This window comes from Pseudoalteromonas sp. SG41-2 (genome assembly GCF_014164535.1).
Lineage (GTDB): Bacteria > Pseudomonadota > Gammaproteobacteria > Enterobacterales > Alteromonadaceae > Pseudoalteromonas > Pseudoalteromonas rhizosphaerae.
This window is the reverse complement of record NZ_JACJFK010000026.1, coordinates 54451-73721: the sequence shown is the minus strand read 5'-3', so window position 1 is coordinate 73721 and position 19271 is coordinate 54451. Positions and strand designations below refer to the sequence as shown.

23 protein-coding genes are annotated in these 19271 nt (G+C 41.2%); 8 read left to right on the top strand and 15 right to left on the bottom strand.

Annotated features, from left to right (window positions below; translation table 11 throughout):
* The first annotated feature begins 564 nt into the window (after positions 1-564).
* Entirely contained in the window at positions 565-1098 is a 534-nt protein-coding gene (locus H5186_RS18165) for a gamma carbonic anhydrase family protein (protein ID WP_182740636.1), read from the top strand.
* Here H5186_RS18165 and H5186_RS18160 read toward each other — a convergent pair.
* Together H5186_RS18160 and aroE are read right to left on the bottom strand one after the other, a co-directional pair.
* Entirely contained in the window at positions 1095-1349 is a 255-nt protein-coding gene (locus H5186_RS18160) for a DUF1488 domain-containing protein (protein ID WP_182740635.1), read from the bottom strand. The genes H5186_RS18165 and H5186_RS18160 overlap by 4 nt on opposite strands.
* Positions 1346-2170: a shikimate dehydrogenase gene (gene aroE / locus H5186_RS18155; protein WP_145241784.1), complete on the bottom strand. Its 825-nt coding sequence runs from the start codon at positions 2168-2170 to the stop codon at positions 1346-1348. The genes H5186_RS18160 and aroE overlap by 4 nt, the downstream gene beginning before the upstream one ends.
* Before the next feature lie 67 nt (positions 2171-2237).
* Between aroE and H5186_RS18150 the strand changes: the two genes are divergently transcribed.
* Both H5186_RS18150 and H5186_RS18145 read left to right on the top strand, forming a co-directional pair.
* Complete coding sequence (locus H5186_RS18150) at positions 2238-2675, top strand: group II truncated hemoglobin (protein ID WP_145241782.1); 438 nt, start codon at positions 2238-2240, stop codon at positions 2673-2675.
* Positions 2676-2774: 99 nt separating this feature from the next.
* A complete protein-coding gene (locus tag H5186_RS18145) occupies positions 2775-4376 on the top strand; it encodes a methyl-accepting chemotaxis protein (protein ID WP_182718491.1) in 1602 nt (533 codons plus the stop codon).
* Positions 4377-4426: 50 nt separating this feature from the next.
* Here the strand turns inward: H5186_RS18145 and hemF are convergent, their stop codons facing one another.
* The 6 genes from hemF to H5186_RS18115 form a co-directional block, all read right to left on the bottom strand.
* A complete protein-coding gene (gene hemF, locus H5186_RS18140; RefSeq protein WP_182794752.1) occupies positions 4427-5344 on the bottom strand; it encodes an oxygen-dependent coproporphyrinogen oxidase in 918 nt (305 codons plus the stop codon).
* A 2-nt stretch (positions 5345-5346) separates the two neighbouring features.
* Positions 5347-5913: an L-threonylcarbamoyladenylate synthase gene (locus H5186_RS18135; protein ID WP_182718493.1), complete on the bottom strand. Its 567-nt coding sequence runs from the start codon at positions 5911-5913 to the stop codon at positions 5347-5349.
* Between the two features lie 37 nt (positions 5914-5950).
* Complete coding sequence (locus H5186_RS18130; RefSeq protein ID WP_182718494.1) at positions 5951-6523, bottom strand: type I DNA topoisomerase; 573 nt, start codon at positions 6521-6523, stop codon at positions 5951-5953.
* 73 nt (positions 6524-6596) lie between these two features.
* Entirely contained in the window at positions 6597-7070 is a 474-nt protein-coding gene (locus H5186_RS18125) for a DUF494 family protein (protein WP_182740632.1), read from the bottom strand.
* A 22-nt stretch (positions 7071-7092) separates the two neighbouring features.
* A complete protein-coding gene (gene dprA / locus H5186_RS18120; protein ID WP_182794751.1) occupies positions 7093-8175 on the bottom strand; it encodes a DNA-processing protein DprA in 1083 nt (360 codons plus the stop codon).
* Positions 8176-8204: 29 nt separating this feature from the next.
* Entirely contained in the window at positions 8205-9326 is a 1122-nt protein-coding gene (locus tag H5186_RS18115; protein WP_149983185.1) for a LysM peptidoglycan-binding domain-containing protein, read from the bottom strand.
* A gap of 118 nt (positions 9327-9444) precedes the next feature.
* Here H5186_RS18115 and def point away from each other — a divergent pair, with 118 nt between their 5' ends.
* The 5 genes from def (at position 9445) to H5186_RS18090 (ending at position 15956) form a co-directional block, all read left to right on the top strand.
* Complete coding sequence (def, locus tag H5186_RS18110) at positions 9445-9951, top strand: peptide deformylase (RefSeq protein WP_145241766.1); 507 nt, start codon at positions 9445-9447, stop codon at positions 9949-9951.
* 26 nt (positions 9952-9977) lie between these two features.
* Positions 9978-10931, top strand: a complete 954-nt coding sequence (gene fmt, locus H5186_RS18105) for a methionyl-tRNA formyltransferase (protein WP_145241764.1) — start codon at positions 9978-9980, stop codon at positions 10929-10931.
* The gene (gene rsmB / locus H5186_RS18100) at positions 10924-12213 is read left to right on the top strand and encodes a 16S rRNA (cytosine(967)-C(5))-methyltransferase RsmB (protein ID WP_182740629.1); all 1290 of its coding nucleotides are present in this window, start codon (positions 10924-10926) and stop codon (positions 12211-12213) included. The genes fmt and rsmB overlap by 8 nt, the downstream gene beginning before the upstream one ends.
* Before the next feature lie 17 nt (positions 12214-12230).
* Positions 12231-13607, top strand: a complete 1377-nt coding sequence (trkA, locus tag H5186_RS18095) for a Trk system potassium transporter TrkA (RefSeq protein ID WP_064668279.1) — start codon at positions 12231-12233, stop codon at positions 13605-13607.
* A gap of 198 nt (positions 13608-13805) precedes the next feature.
* The gene (locus H5186_RS18090; RefSeq protein ID WP_259399464.1) at positions 13806-15956 is read left to right on the top strand and encodes a TonB-dependent siderophore receptor; all 2151 of its coding nucleotides are present in this window, start codon (positions 13806-13808) and stop codon (positions 15954-15956) included.
* Positions 15957-16019: 63 nt separating this feature from the next.
* On the opposite strand, the gene H5186_RS18085 is transcribed toward H5186_RS18090, so the two are convergent.
* The 7 genes from H5186_RS18085 to H5186_RS18055 form a co-directional block, all read right to left on the bottom strand.
* Positions 16020-16235: an EF-hand domain-containing protein gene (locus H5186_RS18085; protein WP_182740628.1), complete on the bottom strand. Its 216-nt coding sequence runs from the start codon at positions 16233-16235 to the stop codon at positions 16020-16022.
* Between the two features lie 67 nt (positions 16236-16302).
* Complete coding sequence (locus H5186_RS18080) at positions 16303-16515, bottom strand: calmodulin (RefSeq protein ID WP_145241760.1); 213 nt, start codon at positions 16513-16515, stop codon at positions 16303-16305.
* A gap of 84 nt (positions 16516-16599) precedes the next feature.
* Positions 16600-16812, bottom strand: coding sequence for a calmodulin (locus tag H5186_RS18075; protein ID WP_145241758.1), 213 nt, complete (start codon positions 16810-16812; stop codon positions 16600-16602).
* 506 nt (positions 16813-17318) lie between these two features.
* Positions 17319-17789, bottom strand: a complete 471-nt coding sequence (locus H5186_RS18070) for an OsmC family protein (protein WP_182718499.1) — start codon at positions 17787-17789, stop codon at positions 17319-17321.
* A 14-nt stretch (positions 17790-17803) separates the two neighbouring features.
* The gene (locus H5186_RS18065) at positions 17804-18223 is read right to left on the bottom strand and encodes a GNAT family N-acetyltransferase (RefSeq protein WP_310736237.1); all 420 of its coding nucleotides are present in this window, start codon (positions 18221-18223) and stop codon (positions 17804-17806) included.
* An 88-nt stretch (positions 18224-18311) separates the two neighbouring features.
* Positions 18312-18905 carry a DUF998 domain-containing protein gene (locus tag H5186_RS18060; RefSeq protein WP_182740627.1) on the bottom strand — a complete coding sequence of 198 codons (594 nt, stop codon included), beginning with the start codon at positions 18903-18905 and terminating at the stop codon, positions 18312-18314.
* A gap of 182 nt (positions 18906-19087) precedes the next feature.
* Positions 19088-19270, bottom strand: a complete 183-nt coding sequence (locus H5186_RS18055) for a calmodulin (RefSeq protein WP_310736559.1) — start codon at positions 19268-19270, stop codon at positions 19088-19090.
* Position 19271 lies beyond the last annotated feature (1 nt).

The window sequence follows — 19271 nt, the reverse complement described above, 5'->3', positions numbered from 1 at the left end:
ATCTTTCGATATTGAATTGACTGTGCCGAAGCAACTTATAAATAAGTTACTTCTGTTGGTCACTCAGTTTCAATTGAGACTCTAAATTTTTTGCCTTGCTTAGCTATCTAAAAGAAAGTTAAGCTTGGCTGTTAGAACTCAATCTGTACGAGTGCCCACACAGATGATTGCTTTATATTGTTAAAGAACGTTGCGGTTAAAGTTAAACTTCATCTCGCTAGGGCTGCGCATATTACGCTTTCCTATTTTTTTGTCAACACTTAACTTTAAACTTTCTTAAAAATCTAAACTTAAGTTTTACTCGACTAACTGATTAACTCTTGCAGCTTAAGCGTTGCCTGCTGCCGTCTCAGTGGGGTCGCATTATAGGGCGCGGCGAATTTTACGCAAGCGTTTTTTAAAGAAAACTTGAAATAAAGTGCTGTTCGTTCAATTTACGCGCTAAACAGCTCAAAAGTGCTAGTTTAGTATACAGCACAGATCCTAGCTGGCCATTTTATAGGCTCTACTGCTACACTATTTACCTCTTACTATTGAACTTATTCTTAATTTATTAGGTGTTTTATGGCAATCCGTTCTTATAAAGGAATTACTCCTCGTTTTAACCAGTCTGTTTATATAGATGAGTCGGCTGTTTTAGTTGGTGATATCACATTAGGTGAAGATAGTAGTGTATGGCCGTTAGTAGCAGCACGAGGGGACGTTAACTATATACGCATTGGTGAACGTACTAACGTGCAAGACGGCAGCGTGTTACATCTAACGCGTGCCAGTAAAAGTAACCCAGATGGTTATCCATTAATTATTGGTGATGATGTTACCGTTGGTCACAAGGTTATGTTGCACGGCTGTTGTTTGGGTAATCGTATTTTAGTCGGCATGGGCGCGATTGTAATGGATAATGCCATTATTGAAGATGATGTGATAATTGGTGGCGGTTCATTAGTTCCACCAAACAAGCGCTTGGAATCGGGCTTTCTCTATGTGGGTAGTCCAGTAAAGCAGGCGCGCCCTTTAACCGAGCAAGAGCTGAGTTTTTTAAAAATATCAGCAACTAATTATGTTGAGCTTAAAGATGAGTATCTAGCTGAGGATTAACTCAGCACTGAAACAATGATTTGTCCTGCCGAGTTATATTCTTCATTCTCGATTAGTTGCTCGGCTATATCTTCATAGTCAAAACGCGCCTGTTCAAAATGTAACTTTGCAGCTTGTTGGTCTGCCAATGTTAGCGTGCGTGTGTCAATGACACATTCAACCATTAAGCCACTTACTTGAGCAAAAAACGTTAACTGCTGGGATTGTACGTTAAATTCAAATCGGTCGATAAATTGGATTGCTTGGTTCATGCAAGCTCTCCGGTTTTTAATGCTCGAACAACAGGGAGTATTTCAGGCATATTATTGCGCCACACAAAATAGGCTTGTGCAGCTTGCCCTACTAGCATGCCACTTCCATCAAGTACGTTAATATTAGCCTTATAGCCCTGAGCCCATTGCATAAACAGCGTATTTTGCTGTGAATAAAACATATCATAAACATGTTCACAGCCATCAAGGTGTTTTTTATCAAGCGCAGGCAATTCACCAAGCATACTGCTAGATGTAGAGTTTACAATTAGCGAGTAATCACTTACTGGCAAATCATCAAAACCATAGCCAGTTACATTACCGTATTGGGCAAATAATTCAGCTAGTTCCTTAGCTTTTGCTGCCGTACGATTGACTATAATGATTTCACTCGGCTGTTGTGCCAATAACGGTAAAACCACGCCACGTGCAGCGCCTCCGGCACCTATAAGTAAGACCCGTTTATCTTTAATGGTAACCTGATTCGCAAGCAGATCGTTCACAAAACCAATGCCATCGGTGTTGTCACCTAGCAAGCGCCCATCATCTAATAACTTAATAGTATTTACTGCTCCGACAATGGTTGCCAATTCAGTTCGCTCATCAACTAGCGCAAATGCTTGCTCTTTAAATGGCACTGTAACATTAGCTCCTTTACCGCCTGTGGCAAAAAAATCGGCCACGGCTTTTTTAAAACCATCAATCGGTGCTAATATTGCGCTGTATTCGATTTGTTCGCCCAATGAGGTTGCAAATTGCTGATGTATCGCAGGGGATTTTGAATGTTTAATAGGATTTCCAAAAACTGCATATTTGTCCATACTTGAGCAACCTCTTTGTGCAGTAACATTACCTCGTAACTTACTGCTAATTAATGATGATAAAACTATGATTAAACGATTCTTTTCAAAATCGAAACCACCAGAACAACAGCAAGCACCAACGCCAGAAAAAACACCTTATCAACTGATGGGTGGAGAAGCTGGTGCTTTAGCACTTGCGAATCGATTCTACGACATTATGGCCAGCGATGAATACGCTAAACCGTTATATGATATGCATCCTCAACCATTGGACCGTATTCGCCAAGTGTTTTTTGAGTTTTTATCAGGGTGGTTAGGCGGCCCAGACTTGTTTGTTGAAAAACATGGTCACCCTATGCTGCGTAAACGCCATATGCCTTTTCCAATTGATCAAGATTTACGAGATCAATGGATGTATTGCATGAATAAAGCGTTAGACGCGGAAATTGATAATCCCTTATTACGAGAAGGGTTACGTAAATCTTTGGCACAACTTGCCAGTCATATGATTAATCAGCACTAGCACTTCTCTTTAACTGCACGTTATTTGCGCTAAGTCAAAACGGCCTTTTTTTAAATATAGATAATACGTGGTCAAATATTTAGAAAAAGCGTCGTGCGTGTGAAATCAATCCAACATAAAATTTATGCCCTATTGGCCCTAACAGGCATTATTGTGTTAATTGCCAGTATTCTTAGTAGCTCAAGCCAACAACGAACGCTTGCGCAAGACACTGTTGCAGAAAATATTAAGCTTCTTGCTGATAACTACTTTGACTCTATCAATACTTTGATGATCACAGGCACCATGGCAAATAGAGAGCTATTAAGCCAAAAACTACGCAAGCACCCAAATATTGAAGATGCGCATATTATTCGCTCCCCAATTGTTAATAAACTTTATGGGCCGGGCAATAAAAATCAAGCGCCGAGCAACGATATCGAACGCGAGGCTTTAAAAGGCAAGGAAACATTGCTAATTGATCAGCAAAATAATAGCCGCAGTATGACTTTTCTGCGCCCTATGTTTGCCAGTAGCGATTATAAAGGCACTAATTGCCTTGGCTGTCATCAAGCACAAGAAGGTGATGTACTCGGCGTAGTTAAAATTAGTTACTCATTAGCTGATATTGATAATGCGGTGACTTACAACACCCTAGTAAATACCGCATTACTCTCTATTATTTTTATTATTGCCTTTGTATTACTGGGCATTATGTTTAGACAAATTTTTATTGTACGCCTTAAAAAGCTAGGTCATGCTATGCATTTAGCTACAACCAACAAAGATTTAAGCCTGCGAATTGACGATAGCGCTGAAGATGAACTGGGTTGGCTCGCCACCAGCTTTAATAAGATGATCGCTACCTTTAAAGATAATATTGCTCAAGTATCTCATTCATCAAAAATATTGATCCACTCAGCAGAAAAAATTTATACCTCAGCGGATACTACTGAGCGCGCTATTTTAGAGCAAAAGAAAAATACAGACTCCGTGGCAGCTGCTATAAACGAACTAGAGAGCTCCTCTAATGAAGTAAAAAACACCACTCACTTTGCCTCTGAAAAATCAGAAAACAGTAATGAACTGGCACAACAAAGTATGCATGTTGCTGAACAAACAGAACTCAGTATTAATCAATTAGCAGACGATGTTCGCCAAGCTGCAGCGCAAGTAAGTCAACTACAAGTACAAACACTTGAGGTAGGAAAAGTACTCGAAGTGATTAGCAGTATTGCTGAACAGACCAATTTGTTAGCTCTTAATGCTGCGATTGAAGCCGCACGTGCAGGTAAAGCTGGGCGGGGCTTTGCTGTGGTGGCTGATGAAGTACGTACATTGGCAACTCGTACTCATGCATCCACCGATGAAATTCGTCGCACAATCGACAAACTGCAATCCGAAGCGGCGCAAACGGTTAAAACCATGGGTGAATCGTGTGAGGAGGCTGATGCTAGAGCGCAACAAGTAAAAAATGTTGCTCAAGCTTTAAAAGATATTTCTATGCAGATGAATGAAATAAATCAACTTAATATTCAAATAGCCGACGCGACAGAACAACAAAACTTAGCCGCAGAGGAAATAAATAGGAGTGTTATTGGTATTAGTGATAACGCTGAGCGGTCATTAGTGGATGCTAACGATAACCAAAAAGTAAGTGAGGAGCTGTTAAATCTAGCGCGTTCACTGGATGAGCAAGTAAGAAGCTTTAAATTGATGTAATACTTAAAGTTGCCAGTCAATAAACCAGATATTGACTGGCAGCCTGCTTACTATGCTAGCCCTAACCAGTCTCTTGGTTTTAAAAAGTCAGCGTATAGCTTATTTTCAGCACTGCCTTCTTCGGGTATATAGTTATATTCCCAACGCGCTAGCGGCGGCATCGACATTAATATTGATTCTGTACGTCCGCCACTTTGCAAACCAAATAAAGTGCCACGATCCCACACTAAGTTAAATTCAACATAACGGCCACGACGATAAAGTTGGAAGTCTCGTTGCTGCTCAGTAAATGGGGTTGCTTTTCTACGTTCAATAATAGGTAAATAAGCATCTAAAAAGCCATTGCCTACTGCTTGCATAAAGGCAAAGCTTTGCTCAAACCCGGCTTCATTCAAATCATCAAAGAATAAACCGCCGACACCGCGCGTTTCATCGCGATGTTTTAGGTAAAAATACTCGTCACACCATTTTTTATATTTAGGGTAAACCTCATCTCCAAACGGCGCACATAAATCATGCGCGACTTGATGCCAATGTTGAACATCTTCAAGCTCAGGATAAAATGGCGTTAAGTCAAAACCACCACCAAACCACCAAATAGGCTCCTCACCTTGCTTTTCTGCAATGAAAAAGCGTACGTTAGCATGGCTCGTTGGAATATGTGGATTGTTTGGGTGGATCACTAGCGAGACACCACAGGCATGGAAGCTACGACCAGCAAGTTCTGGACGATGCGCAGTTGCCGATGCCGGCATTGAAGCACCAAACACATGCGAGTAGTTCACCCCACCTTGCTCGATCACATTGCCACCACGAATAACACGAGTTCGCCCACCACCGCCTTCTTCGCGCTGCCAACTGTCTTCTACAAACTTGGCTTGGCCATCAGCTTGCTCTAAACCTTGGCAAATTGTGTCTTGCAAGGCCATCAGGTAGGTTTTTACTTGTTCGAGTAAATTGCTGTGCATGGTTATCCTCTAAATACTTTGCCGGTCATTACATCTTTAATAGTGCTAGGCTGCGTGTTACCACCAAGTGGTTCATCTACATAAAATGCCACCAGCTCGCCAAACTCACTTTTAGCCATTGCAATACTAGTGACCGTATCATGTCCTGATAAGTTAGCACTAGTAGACACAAGAGGTTTGCCTAATTCTTGGCATAAGCGCTTTACTGTTGGGTGATTAGTTACACGCACAGCAATACTATCAAATTGTCCTGTTAACCATTTAGGCGTACCTTTAGCCGCTGGCATAACCCAAGTAATTGCGCCGGGCCAGCTGGAAAAAATATCAGCGCGTTTATCCATCGGAATTTTTGCATCATCAACATACTTTAATAATTGCCCATAATTATCGGCAATTAAAATTAAGCCTTTCTCAACGGGCCGCTGCTTTATTGCAAGTAAGCGCTCCACAGCTTGCTGATTATCGGGGTCACAGCCTAAGCCATAAACAGCTTCGGTTGGGTAAACAATAACCCCGCCTTGCGACACAGCAGCAAGGGCTGTTAAAGGAACTGAGGTAGTATCAGTCACTGAAAATCTCCAAATACAATAAAATTAAAGCCGGTAATTATTCGCTCACCGTGAATTTATGCGAGCAACTTTTCTGAGGGCATTGTAGCACAACACTATTGGTCATTTGCTTTTGCATCATTACTGGCCATTGGCACGCGGGGCAGATATGGCTAACTGGTTTGTGATTGAGTGTGTATTTACAACTTGGATAGCTATTACATGAATAAAATGTTTTACCAAATTTATTACTACGCGCCACTAACTGGCCTTTTTTACACTTAGGGCAAGCAGGTAAAACTTCTTCATTTGGCTCAGGCTCATCATGAGCAATATAGTGACACTCAGGATAACCCGTACAGCCAATAAACATACCATAGCGGCCATTCTTCACTACTAGCGGATTACCACACTCTGGACAAGGGCTATCATCAAGTACTTTGATTTGTTGAGTATCATGTTGAGCAAGCGAGCGAATAAAATCACATTCGGGGTAACTCGCACAGCCAAGGAAAGGACCTGATTTACTGTTGCGGATCACAAGCTCTGAACCGCATTTAGGGCACACTTCGTATTCTTTTTCTAAGGCATGTTGATTTGCAGAAAAAAGCGATTGGTCGATTTTACTCATGTGTTCCCTAAGCAGCTGACTAATTTTCGCCTAATATACCCAAACTAATTAAAGATACAAGCGCAGTACTTGCTTAATGTACTACCTCTGCTGGCTCATCAAAAATAAGTTCTTCCATTTGTGCATAAGCTTGCTCTGAGCCTGGCACATTAAACAACACCATAAGTACCACCCATTTTAAATCATCAAGTGATATATAAGCTTTATCTAATGCGAACAAACGATCCATAACCATTTCACGCGTTGCGCTGTTGATCACTCCGACTTGTTCTAAAAACATTAAAAAGCCCCGACACTCTACGCTCAGCATGTGGCATTCACTATCGGTAAAAATACGTATCGCATGTTGTGGGAGGCGGTTTAAATAAGGGAATTCATCACTGTGCTGCAAGTCAGCAAGCTGCTCAAGCCAATCAAGTGCTTTGTATATTTCGGGCTTATTAAAGCCGGCACGTAATAATTCGTCAGTGAGTTCATTATGCTCAACAAAGACTTCGGCTTCGCTGTGAATGTAGTTTTCAAACAGATACATGAGGATATCGAACATGTTACTTTCCTCCACACTAAGCTTATCGAACTCTAATATAGCCATCTAATACACGCTCTACTCTATCTTCCAATTCAAGATCAAGTAAACGTGCTTGCACTTTATCTATTGGCCACTGGCTACGCTGAGCAATTAAATCAACAGCTGTTACTTCAAAACCAACACTGTTTAGTATTTCGCAGGCAGGTTCATCAACCGTTGCTTCTTCTATAGTATATAGACTGTTTTCGCAGAAAAAGCTCACTTCGTCGAGAATATCACTGACATTTTCCACCAGCTTTGCACCTTGTTTAATTAAAAAGTGACTGGCTTCAGAGAGTGGATTTTTAATTGAACCAGGCACTGCAAAAACTTCTTTGTTTTGCTCCAGCGCATAACGCACGGTGATAAGCGAACCGCTTTTTATTTCAGCCTCGACAATCAACACACCTAATGACAAACCAGATATTATACGATTACGTCTTGGGAAGTTATTAGCATTAGCGGCTGTACCGGGTAAAAACTCGCTCACCAACATCCCCCGTTCGGATACTTGATCGGTGAGTAACTTATGCCGTTTAGGATAATAAACATCCACTCCAGTACCAAGCACTCCAATGGTTTTACCATTGCCCGCCAGCGCTCCTTTGTGGGCAGCACCATCAATACCAAGCGCCATTCCGGAAGTTACCGTTAATCCAGCCACAGTGAGTTGATGAGCAAATTCAGCGGCGATCTCTAAACCGATTGGCGTGGCATTGCGGCTTCCAACAATAGCGATTTGCGGACTGGTCAATAACTCTAAATTGCCTCGGCAAAATAGCAATAAAGGCGCGCTAGCAATTTCTTTTAATAATGGTGGATAGTGAGGATCGAAGTAATCAATTGCGGTTATCTGTGAGTTAACAATTATCTGTTGATAATAGTCAACTTGCTGCCAATCGGTTGCCAGTAAATTAGTGGCGACCTGCGGGCTTAAACCATGACCGGTAAGCTGCTCATGAGTCAGCTCAAACAAATCATCTAATGGCAGTTTTTGTGCCAATGCCAATAAGGTTTTAACACCTAAGCCTTTACATAAATAAAAGGCAAGCCAATGGGTTAGCTTGCCTGATGAATCTTTCATGCTCCCTCCTTAGAGCACTCAAACCTGAATTAATTTATAACTGCAAAATCACCGACTCGGATTGGGTGCTGGTTTTTTACGATTAAGGCATAACTAACGTTTTTATAAACTTTAAACACCATTAGCTGCCCGACCTGTTCTTTTGGCATATGCCACACAGTCGTGTCGGCATCTGCCTCAACGCCAAAAAATTCGTTAGCGTTTGTTACTAACTTTTCAAGGCTATTTGAATCTTCTTTGTAACGTGGGCCATTGCGACCATCAAAAACAGTCGGTGATTGACGCTCAATATCTAAAATATGGCCTTCTTTAATTTGCTGCTCTGACCCTAAGTTTAGCACTACAATATCCATTGTGCTGAATTCTCGTAATCCACTCACTGATGCGATGATTTCACCTTGCACTGGCTGCTCAGGACGGTGAATATTAAAATACGCAGGTAATAGCTGACCTTCTATCGCAGGCATTAAAAAATCACCCGCTTTGATCTCTCTCTTTACCTGTTCAATTTTAACTGAAGCAGGTACACCATTGGCAATATCACCTTTTCTAAATACACGACCCACCGCCACTAATTGTGCTTTATTAGCCAACTCTTCGTTCGTTTGCGGATCAACATATGCTTCGCCTTTGCGGTAAATAGCATATGACTCGTGTAATTTCAGCTCACCTTTAACATAAACTATATGGCCTTCGGTATTCATTTTAGTGTTGACATTGGCTCCTAAAATATAAGGTTTATCGGCAATGTCTTCAGCATTTAGTGCTTGCTCATAGGTTAGGTAAGGACGCAGCAGCTCAAGAGGTAACGTAGGGATCGCATTTTTACCTTTTTGCACAATTCGACCATGTGGAGAAAGCTTTTTATAACCCTGATTAATCACCAAACGTGGATTACCGTGCTCATCGTAGATTAAAGACAGTGCATCCCCTGGGTAAATTAGGTGTGGATTATTAATTTGTGGATTCATTTGCCAAAGTTCCGGCCACTGCCAAGGCTCTTGCAAATAAACTCCTGAAATATCCCAAAGTGTATCGCCCTTTTTCACAACGTATTGTTTAGGCGCATCTTTTTTTATAGTTAATACATCTGCTAAGGATGGGAAAGTAGCACTTAATGCCAACATTGCCGCGAGTAATGGGTATTTCATTGAGCTTCCTTGTGGTGTTTTTTCATTATTATCAACCAAAACCTGTTAAAGGTGAACGCGAATGGCTAAAATAAGAGCATACAATACCCTAAATTAAGCACAAGTGAAAAAGGTTACTATGGCTAGGTTAGAAGTTTTAAGATTTCCAGATGAGCGTTTACGTACAATAGCAAAAGAAGTGGTGCAAGTTGACGACCAAATTCGCCAAATTGTAAAAGACATGCTGGAAACTATGTATGATGAAAATGGCATTGGATTAGCTGCGACTCAAGTCGATATTCATCAACGTATTGTGGTCATTGACGTATCAGAAGAACGTGATGAACCGTTAGTATTGATCAACCCGACAATCACTAAACAAGATGGCACCACGGTAAGTGAAGAAGGCTGTTTATCTGTGCCACACTCTTATGCAAAAGTTGACCGCGCAGAAACTGTAACAGTGACCGCATTAAACGAAAATGGCGAAGAGTTTAGTTTAGATGCTGATGAGCTATTAGCAATTTGCATCCAGCATGAGCTTGACCATTTACAGGGTAAACTATTTATCGATTACTTATCACCGTTAAAGCGCCAACGTATTCGTAAAAAACTTGAAAAAGAAGCTAAGTTAGCAGCGCAATAATACCTTAGTAATAATTAGGAAGTTCAGTGACACAACCATTACGCATTATTTTTGCCGGTACGCCAGACTTTGCTGCGCGCCATTTACAAGCTCTTATCGACTCAGAGCATCAAATTGTTGGCGTGTATAGCCAACCCGACCGTCCAGCAGGGCGCGGTAAAAAACTCAAAGCCAGTGAAGTGAAAGAACTCGCACTGGCCAATGAGTTAGCAGTGTTTCAACCTGCCTCATTAAAAAGTGACGACGCTCTGGCTGAACTAAGCAGCTTAAATGCTGACCTTATGATCGTGGTCGCTTATGGATTACTGTTACCAAAAGCAATTTTAGAGGCGCCACGGCTTGGTTGTTTAAATGTACACGGCTCAATTTTACCGCGCTGGCGTGGTGCCGCGCCGATTCAACGCGCTATCTGGGCCGGCGATGAAGAGACTGGCGTCACCATAATGCAAATGGATGAAGGCCTAGATACCGGCGACATGCTGCATATTAGCCGCTGCCCTATTACCGCCACTGAAACAAGTGCAAGTTTATACGCTAAGCTTGCCGATTTAGGCCCAAGCGCACTAATAGACACCATTACTAAGTTAGCTAATGGCGAAATTACCCCGCAAGTACAAAATGACGAGCTTGCCAATTACGCTAAAAAGCTATCTAAAGACGAAGCAAATATTGATTGGTCGATGGACGCAGCGCAAATAGAGCGTAATATCCGCTCATTCAATCCATGGCCGGTCTGTTTTACTCAAATGGGTGAACACACTGTAAAAGTTTATCAAGCTAATGTTGTTGACCAGCAAGGCACGGCAGGAACGGTATTACAAAGCGATAAACACGGCATTGTGATTGCCTGTGGTACTAACGCACTTAATATCACTCAAGTACAACCACAAGGTAAAAAGCCAATGGCCATTACTGACTTTTTAAATGGTCGAGCAGACTGGGTAACTCCTGGCACACGAATAGGCGAACACAATGAGTAATGTCAGGGCGATTGCAGCCGAAACTTTATATAACGTGGTTGATAAAGGCGCCTCATTAAATCAAGAGCTGCCTTTTGCCAGCCAAGGTTTACCACCTAAAGATAAAGCGTTATTACAGCAAATTTGTTACGGCGTACTGCGTTATTTACCAAGTTTAGAAAATTATTGTCAACATTTAGTTGAGCAGCCACTTAAAGGTAAGCGCCGTATATTCCAGTTCTTACTGTATGTGGGCATTTACCAACTACAACATATGCGGGTTCCACCGCATGCAGCAATTAGCGAAACGGTTAATGCATTAGAACAACTGCGCGCATTGGGTTTAAAAGGCTTGATCAACGCTATTTTACGCAGCTTTCAGCGCCAGCAAGTAGAGCTTGAAGAAAAAGCCAAGCAAATACCAGTGTGTTTATACAACCACCCAAACTGGTTTATCAAACAAGTAACTGAAGCTTACCCTGACTCTTGGCAAGCTCTACTAGAAGCGAACCAGCAGCAAGCACCAATGTGGTTGCGTGTTAACCAAGCGCAATATAGCACCGCTGAATATAGCGAAATGCTCACTGCTAATGACATTGAACATACACTCAATCCTGATTTCCCTGATGGTATTAAGCTGGATAAACCGCGCGATGTGTTTTCGTTGCCTGAATTCGACACCGGCGCATGTTCAGTACAAGATGCAGCAGCACAGCTTGCGGCACGCTTGTTAGATCCAAAAGCTGACGAGCATATTTTAGATGCCTGCGCAGCACCCGGTGGTAAAACCTGTCACATTCTAGAACTCGCAGATGCTGATGTACTGGCACTTGATAGCGATGCCACCCGCCTTGAACGTGTAAAGCAAAACCTTGAAAGAATTGGCTTAGGCGCTGATTTACAATGTGCCGATGCTTCGCAACCACACAAATGGTGGGATGAGCAACAGTTTGACCGTATTCTATTAGACGTTCCTTGCTCTGCAACGGGTGTTATTCGTCGTCACCCAGATATCAAATGGCTACGTCGTGCATCAGATATCAATGATCTGGCGACACTCCAAGGCGATATTCTCAATAGCATTTGGCCATTATTGAAACCAGGTGGCACGCTAATTTATGCAACCTGCTCAGTATTACCACAAGAGAACCAACAGCAAGTCGCTAAATTTTTAGCAAATAATAACGATGTTGAACATATCCCGCTACATGATAACGATACCCCAAGCAACCCTGGGCTGCAGTTACAGCCTGGTGAGAGTGACGGATTTTATTATGCCAAGCTTATAAAAACACACTCATAAGAAGCTTTTAGTAAACCATGAAAATAATCATACTCGGTGCAGGACAAGTAGGCGGTACACTCGCTGAAAACCTGGTAGGTGAACAAAACGAAATCACGGTTGTTGATATTGATGGCAACCGATTACGTGAGTTACAAGATAAATACGATCTACAGGGTGTTACAGGTCATAGTGCCCACCCTGATGTATTACGCCGCGCCGGTGCGGAAGACGCCGATATGATCATCGCAGTAACCAGTTCAGATGAAGTGAACATGGTCGCTTGCCAAGTCGCGTATAGTATTTTTAATACGCCGACTAAAATTGCTCGGATCCGTTCTGAGCAATACTTAAAGTACCGCGAAAAGCTCTTTCAAAACGATGATTTACCTGTTGACCACTATATTGCTCCAGAGCAACTAGTGACTAAGTATATTCGTCGCTTGATTGATTATCCTGGCGCGTTACAAGTTTTAGAGTTTGGCGATGGCATGCTCTCGCTGGTGGCGGTAAAAGCTTACTACGGCGGATTGTTAGTCGGTTATGCATTGTCAGCATTAAAAGAGCATATTCCTAATGTTGAAACTCGTGTTGCTGCGATTTACCGCCAAGGTAAAGCAATCAAACCACTGGGTACTACAGTAATTGAAGCGGATGATGAAGTGTTCTTCCTCGCTGCCACCAAACATATTCGTGCAGTAATGAATGAACTACAGAAATTAGAGCGTTCATACAAAAAAATTATGATTGCTGGTGGCGGTAATATTGGCGCTGGGCTTGCTCGCTCTCTGGAAAAGAATCATAGCGTAAAATTGCTTGAACGAAATAAAGAACGTGCTGAGCAGTTATCAGAAATGCTTGATAATACAGTGGTGTTTTGTGGTGATGCGTCAGATCAGGAGTTGTTATCAGAAGAACACATCGAACAAGTTGATGTATTCATCGCGGTAACCAATGATGATGAAGCTAATATTATGTCAGCCATGCTCGCTAAACGCATGGGTGCGCAAAAAACCATGGTGCTTATTCAGCGCGGCGCATATGTTGATTTAGTGCAAGGTGGCGAAATTGATATTGCCATTTCACCACAGCAAGCCACGATTTCTGCCCTGCTTACCCATGTTCGCCGCGGTGATATTGTTAATGTGTATTCATTACGTAAAGGCGCAGCAGAAGCCATTGAGGCTGTGGCCCATGGCGACGAACATACCTCTAAAGTTGTCGGCCGTGCAATTGCTGATATTAAGCTGCCTGCAGGTACCACGATTGGCGCGATTGTCCGTAATGATGATGTACTCATTGCCCACGACGACACGATAATTCACTCAGGCGATCACGTCATTATGTTCTTGATCGATAAAAAGCATATCAACGTAGTTGAAAAACTGTTCCAAGTTAGCGCTATCTTTCTCTAAATTACTCCTCACCTTTCGACACAAAGCAACTGTATCGAAAGGTGAATTTCCACCCCAATAAACACAAATGAAAATCAATCTCAAAAGCATTTACTTCCGTACCCAAATCCATTACTCTCACGCTGTTTGATAATCAAGCGTTTTCTCTTTCTGTGAGAAGTTAATTTCACATTTTTTAATATAAATGGATTTCTTCAAATGATACACCCAACTTTAAACACCCCTCTTTGTGTTACATATTGCAGTGTTATTGGTATTCTTGTGTGTGGACTATCAACAAATGCAAATGCCGAAGCTAAAAACGACATTGAAAAACTAACCATAGTGGGCCAGCAAGATAGCGGCTACAAAGTCAGTGCAATGAACTCAGCAACAGGGCTTGATCTCAGCCACTTGCAAACTCCACAATCAGCTATCGCTATCACCAGTGAATTTATGGCCGATCAACAATTAAATAGTGCTATTGAAGCCATCACCAGCGTAACCGGCATCAATGCAAGAGAGGCCGATAATGGTAAATATTCAATTTCAGCGCGCGGTATCAGTGTTACCAGTATTTTATATGATGGCATAGCAACTACTTATGATACCCGATTTAATTACGGCGATAACTTAACAGATACTGCTATTTATGAGCGGATTGAAGTTGTCCGTGGTGCCACAGGGTTAATGCTCGGTGCAGGTAATCCATCAGCAGCAATTAACTTAATACGTAAGCGCCCTACTGTGCATAACCAAGTAAATATTTCTGCAACGGTTGGTTCTTGGCAAAACTATCGTGGTGTGGTTGATGCATCGGGTAGTTTAAATAGCAGTGAAACCGTGCGTGCGCGTGCCGTACTCGCCTATCAAGATCAGCAATCATATCAAGACAGGTTCAGCCAAGAAAAAACCACATTATACGGTATTATCGAAGCTGACCTAACTGATAGTACCCTATTAACTTTTGCTGTTGATACGCAAACCACAGACCCAAAAGGCACGATGTCGGGTGGACTACCTATTTTTTATAGCGATGGCACCCGAACAAACTATGATAGAGAAACATCCACAGCGCCAAATTGGTCATCTTCAAAAACTAAAGCATTGAATAGCTTTATGAGTATTGATCATTACTTCAATGCTAATTGGCAGCTAAGTGCGAGCTATATATATGGTAATAATGACCTACATTACGATGTTTTTTGGGCGACAGGTAACCCTGACTCACAAACGAATATAGGCATGATGCCCGGTTCAGTAAATTATATTGATGCCAAGCGGATTCAGCGCACCTACGAGATAGAGCTTACCGGTAGATTTAACTGGTTAAATCAAAGCCACCAAGTCATGTTTGGTTACAATAGCCAAGAGCAAGACTTTACAACCCCCTACTTCCCGGGGCAAGAAGAGGCAGAAATCATCGGCGATTTTACAGCCCCAAACTATGACTACCCAAAACCAACTTGGCAAGCTACACCCGCCTTTGGCTCTTATGGCACAACAGAGCAAAATGCTTTGTACTTTGCTTCACAACTTAATCTAACAAATTCACTCTCATTGGTTTTAGGAAGCCGATTAAATCAATGGCAAACAAATCAAGATAACTTTGGCAGCCAACATGATTATAAATTAGATAACGAGCTGACCAATTATTTAGGTGCTACTTATAGCTTGGCAGATAATTGGGCACTTTATGCTAACTACACCGATATATTTACCCCGCAAAGCCGCGTCGATAAAAATGGTAATTACCTTGACCCAATTCAAGGTCAAAATTATGAGCTAGGTATCAAGGCCTCATTATTGGACGAGCGTTTAGACATTGCACTATCGGGTTTTGAAATTCAGCAAGACAATGTGGGCGAATACACTGGCGAAACAATTCCAGACACTCTTCAGGCAATTTATCAACCAATTGATGGTACGGTCACCCAAGGGCTTGAGTTTGAACTTAATGGTGCATTTACTGATAGTTGGAATGGCTATTTTGGCTACACTTATAGCGAAGGTGAAACGCCCGAAGGTGACATCCTCAATAGCACAAACCCAAAAAATCAATTTAAGTTATTTACCACTTATAAATTAGATCACCTGTTAACAGGGTTGAAAGTCGGTGGCGGTTATCGCTGGCAAAGTCGCAGCTATGATGAAGTAAAAAACCCAGTTCACGGTCAAGTTGAAGTAGAGCAATCAAGTTATGGCATCGCAAGCCTTATGAGTAGTTATCAAATTAACTCACAAGTGTCTGTTAGCGTAAATATTGATAACTTATTTGATAAAACTTATTACAACCAAATCGGTTTTTATAATCAATACCGCTATGGTAACCCGCGAAAATTTTCACTGCAATTTGACTACAGCTTATAACCATTCAAGTTAACCAAAAAAGCAGCTTAATGAAGCTGCTTTTTTGGTACTGTGCTGTACGTTTTATTGTACTCTGGCAAACTCTTCTTTTGACAATTCACCATTGCTATCAGTATCTAAATCAGAGAAAATTTCAACTAATTGTGCATTTACTGATGCTTCTTTTTGGCTGATCACGCCGTCTCCATCAGTATCAAATGTGTCAAAACTAACTGCTGCAAACGCAGTTGATGAAGCCGCTAAGGCAAAAATAGCAAGTGCTGTATTAATATGTTTCATAGTGTTATTCCTAATAATTTAAAAGAAAGAAATCCTTTTCAGAGATCCCTGTTTGTGGAAACTGAAATTACGCTTTTGAAAATTCTTCTTTTGATAACTCACCGTTTTGGTCAGTATCAAGCTCAGCAAACTTAGCTGAAATAGTCGCATCAGCAGATGCTTCTTGTTGGCTGATTACACCATTGCCATCAACATCAAGAGTATCGAAGTCAGTTGCTGCAAAAGCAGCTGATGATGATGCCAACGCGATAAGTGCTAATGTTTTATTTAATGTGTTCATAATTATCTTCCTTCCAAAATTTAGTGTGCTTGCTTAATCAAATGCGCAGGTCCTTTGCAAAGATCCTTGTGTGAAAATAAGCGATTACGCTTCAGAAAACTCAGCTTTTGAAAGCTCACCATTACCATCAGTATCTAACTCAGCAAACTGGCTCATTAATTTTGCATCAACTGCCGCTTCGCTTTGGCTGATCGTGCCGCTACCATCAACATCTAAGGTGTCAAAGTCAGTACCTGCAAATGCTGCTGATGAAGAAGCTAATGCGATAAGTGCTAATGTTTTATTTAATGTGTTCATAATAAATATTCCTTCAAAGTTTATGGTTGTGAACTTAAGTGATAATCACCGTTTCGTTCAAGACAACTAGAGTATTACAACTTCGGTGCCAACAATTTATTATCATTAAAAATCATGAGGTTATATTTTATTTTGATGTTTTCGTGGAATTTAGAAGGACTATTCTGTTGCAGTTTAGCAACAAGATTTATGCGTTAACCTATAAAACCATACAAATCAAATGGTTAATAGTTATAAAAATGACACAACTCGAGAAACTATGCTGATAATAGTGTTTTTTTCAAAGATGAGTACCCTAACCGCAACTGAACAGCAACTTTAACTGATAAAAATTAAATTTTTTTCATAAATTAACAATCTGAATTGTAAGGAGAAATTAAATTTATTTTGGTAAGTAAAAAATAAAAACGCAGTTAGTTTATGAAAATTCGTGTTTTGTTGCCATTGTGCGAAACAATAGCAACGATATTGCAGTTTTAACTGCTCTGGGTATTCTTACAATTTAATTAAGCACCAACAATTTCAATCACAATATGTGTTTTCACCGAATTGGCGATAAAACATAACTCATGAGCCTGGTGATGCATTTCTTCTAATTGCTCTGCACTAGGTTGCTCATTTTCGGCAAACTTCACACATGGTTTTAAAGTTACTTGAGTCATCGACATACGCCCATCACTAGCGCGCTGCATCAAACCAACGGCATCATCTTGATAGCTATCAACTATAAACTTATTTTTTGCCGCAATAGATAAGAAAAATAACATATGGCAGCTCGACAATGACGCAATAAATGCCTCTTCGGGGTCGACACTTTCTGCCACAGAATATGGCAGTGGCACGATATGCGGTGAGGAGGATGCAGCAATAGTTGCCCCACCATCAAATTGCCACAAGTGACCTCGGCTATATTTATTATCGATAAACAACTCTTCTGCTTGGCGAGACCACACAACACTTGCTACATATTCAGACATTGAAATTTTTCATCCTAAGTAAATTTACACATCCCACAGCCCAGAATTTTATCCGGCCTACTAAAATATCCGTAACGAGCATAAAAAGATTCTTTACCTTTGGCTGAGAGCAGTCCGATGGTTGCATCTTTTTTTGCTGCCCCAGCCAAATACATTTCTATATTATCCTTAATCAACGCACCAATACCTTGCCTTTGAAAGTCAGGATCGACAACAACATCTTGGATATAAAAAAATAAACCACCATCACCTATTACACGACCCATACCAACAAGTAGCCCCTCCTGTCGGATCACTACATGAAATAACGAGTTGTTTAAACTAGTATTCGCCAGATCAGCGTTAACTTTACCCCAACCGACTTTCTCTCTTAATAAACAAAATTCTTCTAAAGATGGACAGCTCAGTTCCACGGTATAGCTAACACTTTTCACTAAGCCTAATCTCCGTCATTCAATATCTAATTCATCTTTGCTTAAGCGTTTTACAAAGCAACACTTACTGTTGAAATCTAAAATTAAATTACAGCACCAACGAAAATGCACTCAACCACAACAACTGCACACCATAAGCTAATCGTTGATAAGTGCCTACACTGCCTTTTTGCTTAAATGCTTGCGTCAACAAAACTAAAAAGTAACAGGCAATACACACACACAAAATTGAAAAAAGCCGAAATGAAATACTGGTATATGAACTTACAGCAACAAAAATTGGCGCAATCAGCAAAGACAGCAGCATTACCAAGCCAGCCCAAGAATGTATTTGGCAACTCAAAGTAGGGTTTTTAGTATTAGGATCCGCATCCATAGGGAAGTAACCAGCAATCCAGGTACCCACACCATGAATCATGACAAGCCAACCGACCAACGTAATTAATATAGCGGTATTTTCCAGTTGTACGACATACCAACCAAATAAACAAAATAGTAATCCAAGAGGATAGTTATTAATAAGCGGGGATAGTTTTTCCGTGGGACTGCCAGCAGCACCGAGCTCGCTGCAAAATTGCTTTGCATGACTATAGTTTGGATAACACCTACCAGCGATATACACCCCAGCAACAATCCATATACTCGCGCTTAGTGCTGAATATAAACTAATAATCTCTAACATTAGCAACTTCCATGTATAAATTAATACCACGATAATAAGCTGATGTATTTATGTTGTAAATAATATACTTAACCGCACAGGAAGCACACAGGCATAAAAAAAGCAGCCCGGGGGTATTGGCTGCTTTTGAACGTAATCAATGTAAAAGTCCTTTTAAAATTCCTTGTAGGCGGAAGCTATAATTAGGCCTTTGCGAACTCAGCTTTTGAGAGCTCACCGTTACCGTCTGTATCAAGCTCTGCAAATTTACTCATAAGCTCAGCATCAACCGATGCTTCACTTTGGCTGATTGCGCCGTTGCCATCAACATCTAGCGTATCAAAATCGGTAGCAGCAAACGCCGCTGATGAAGATGCCAGTGCGATA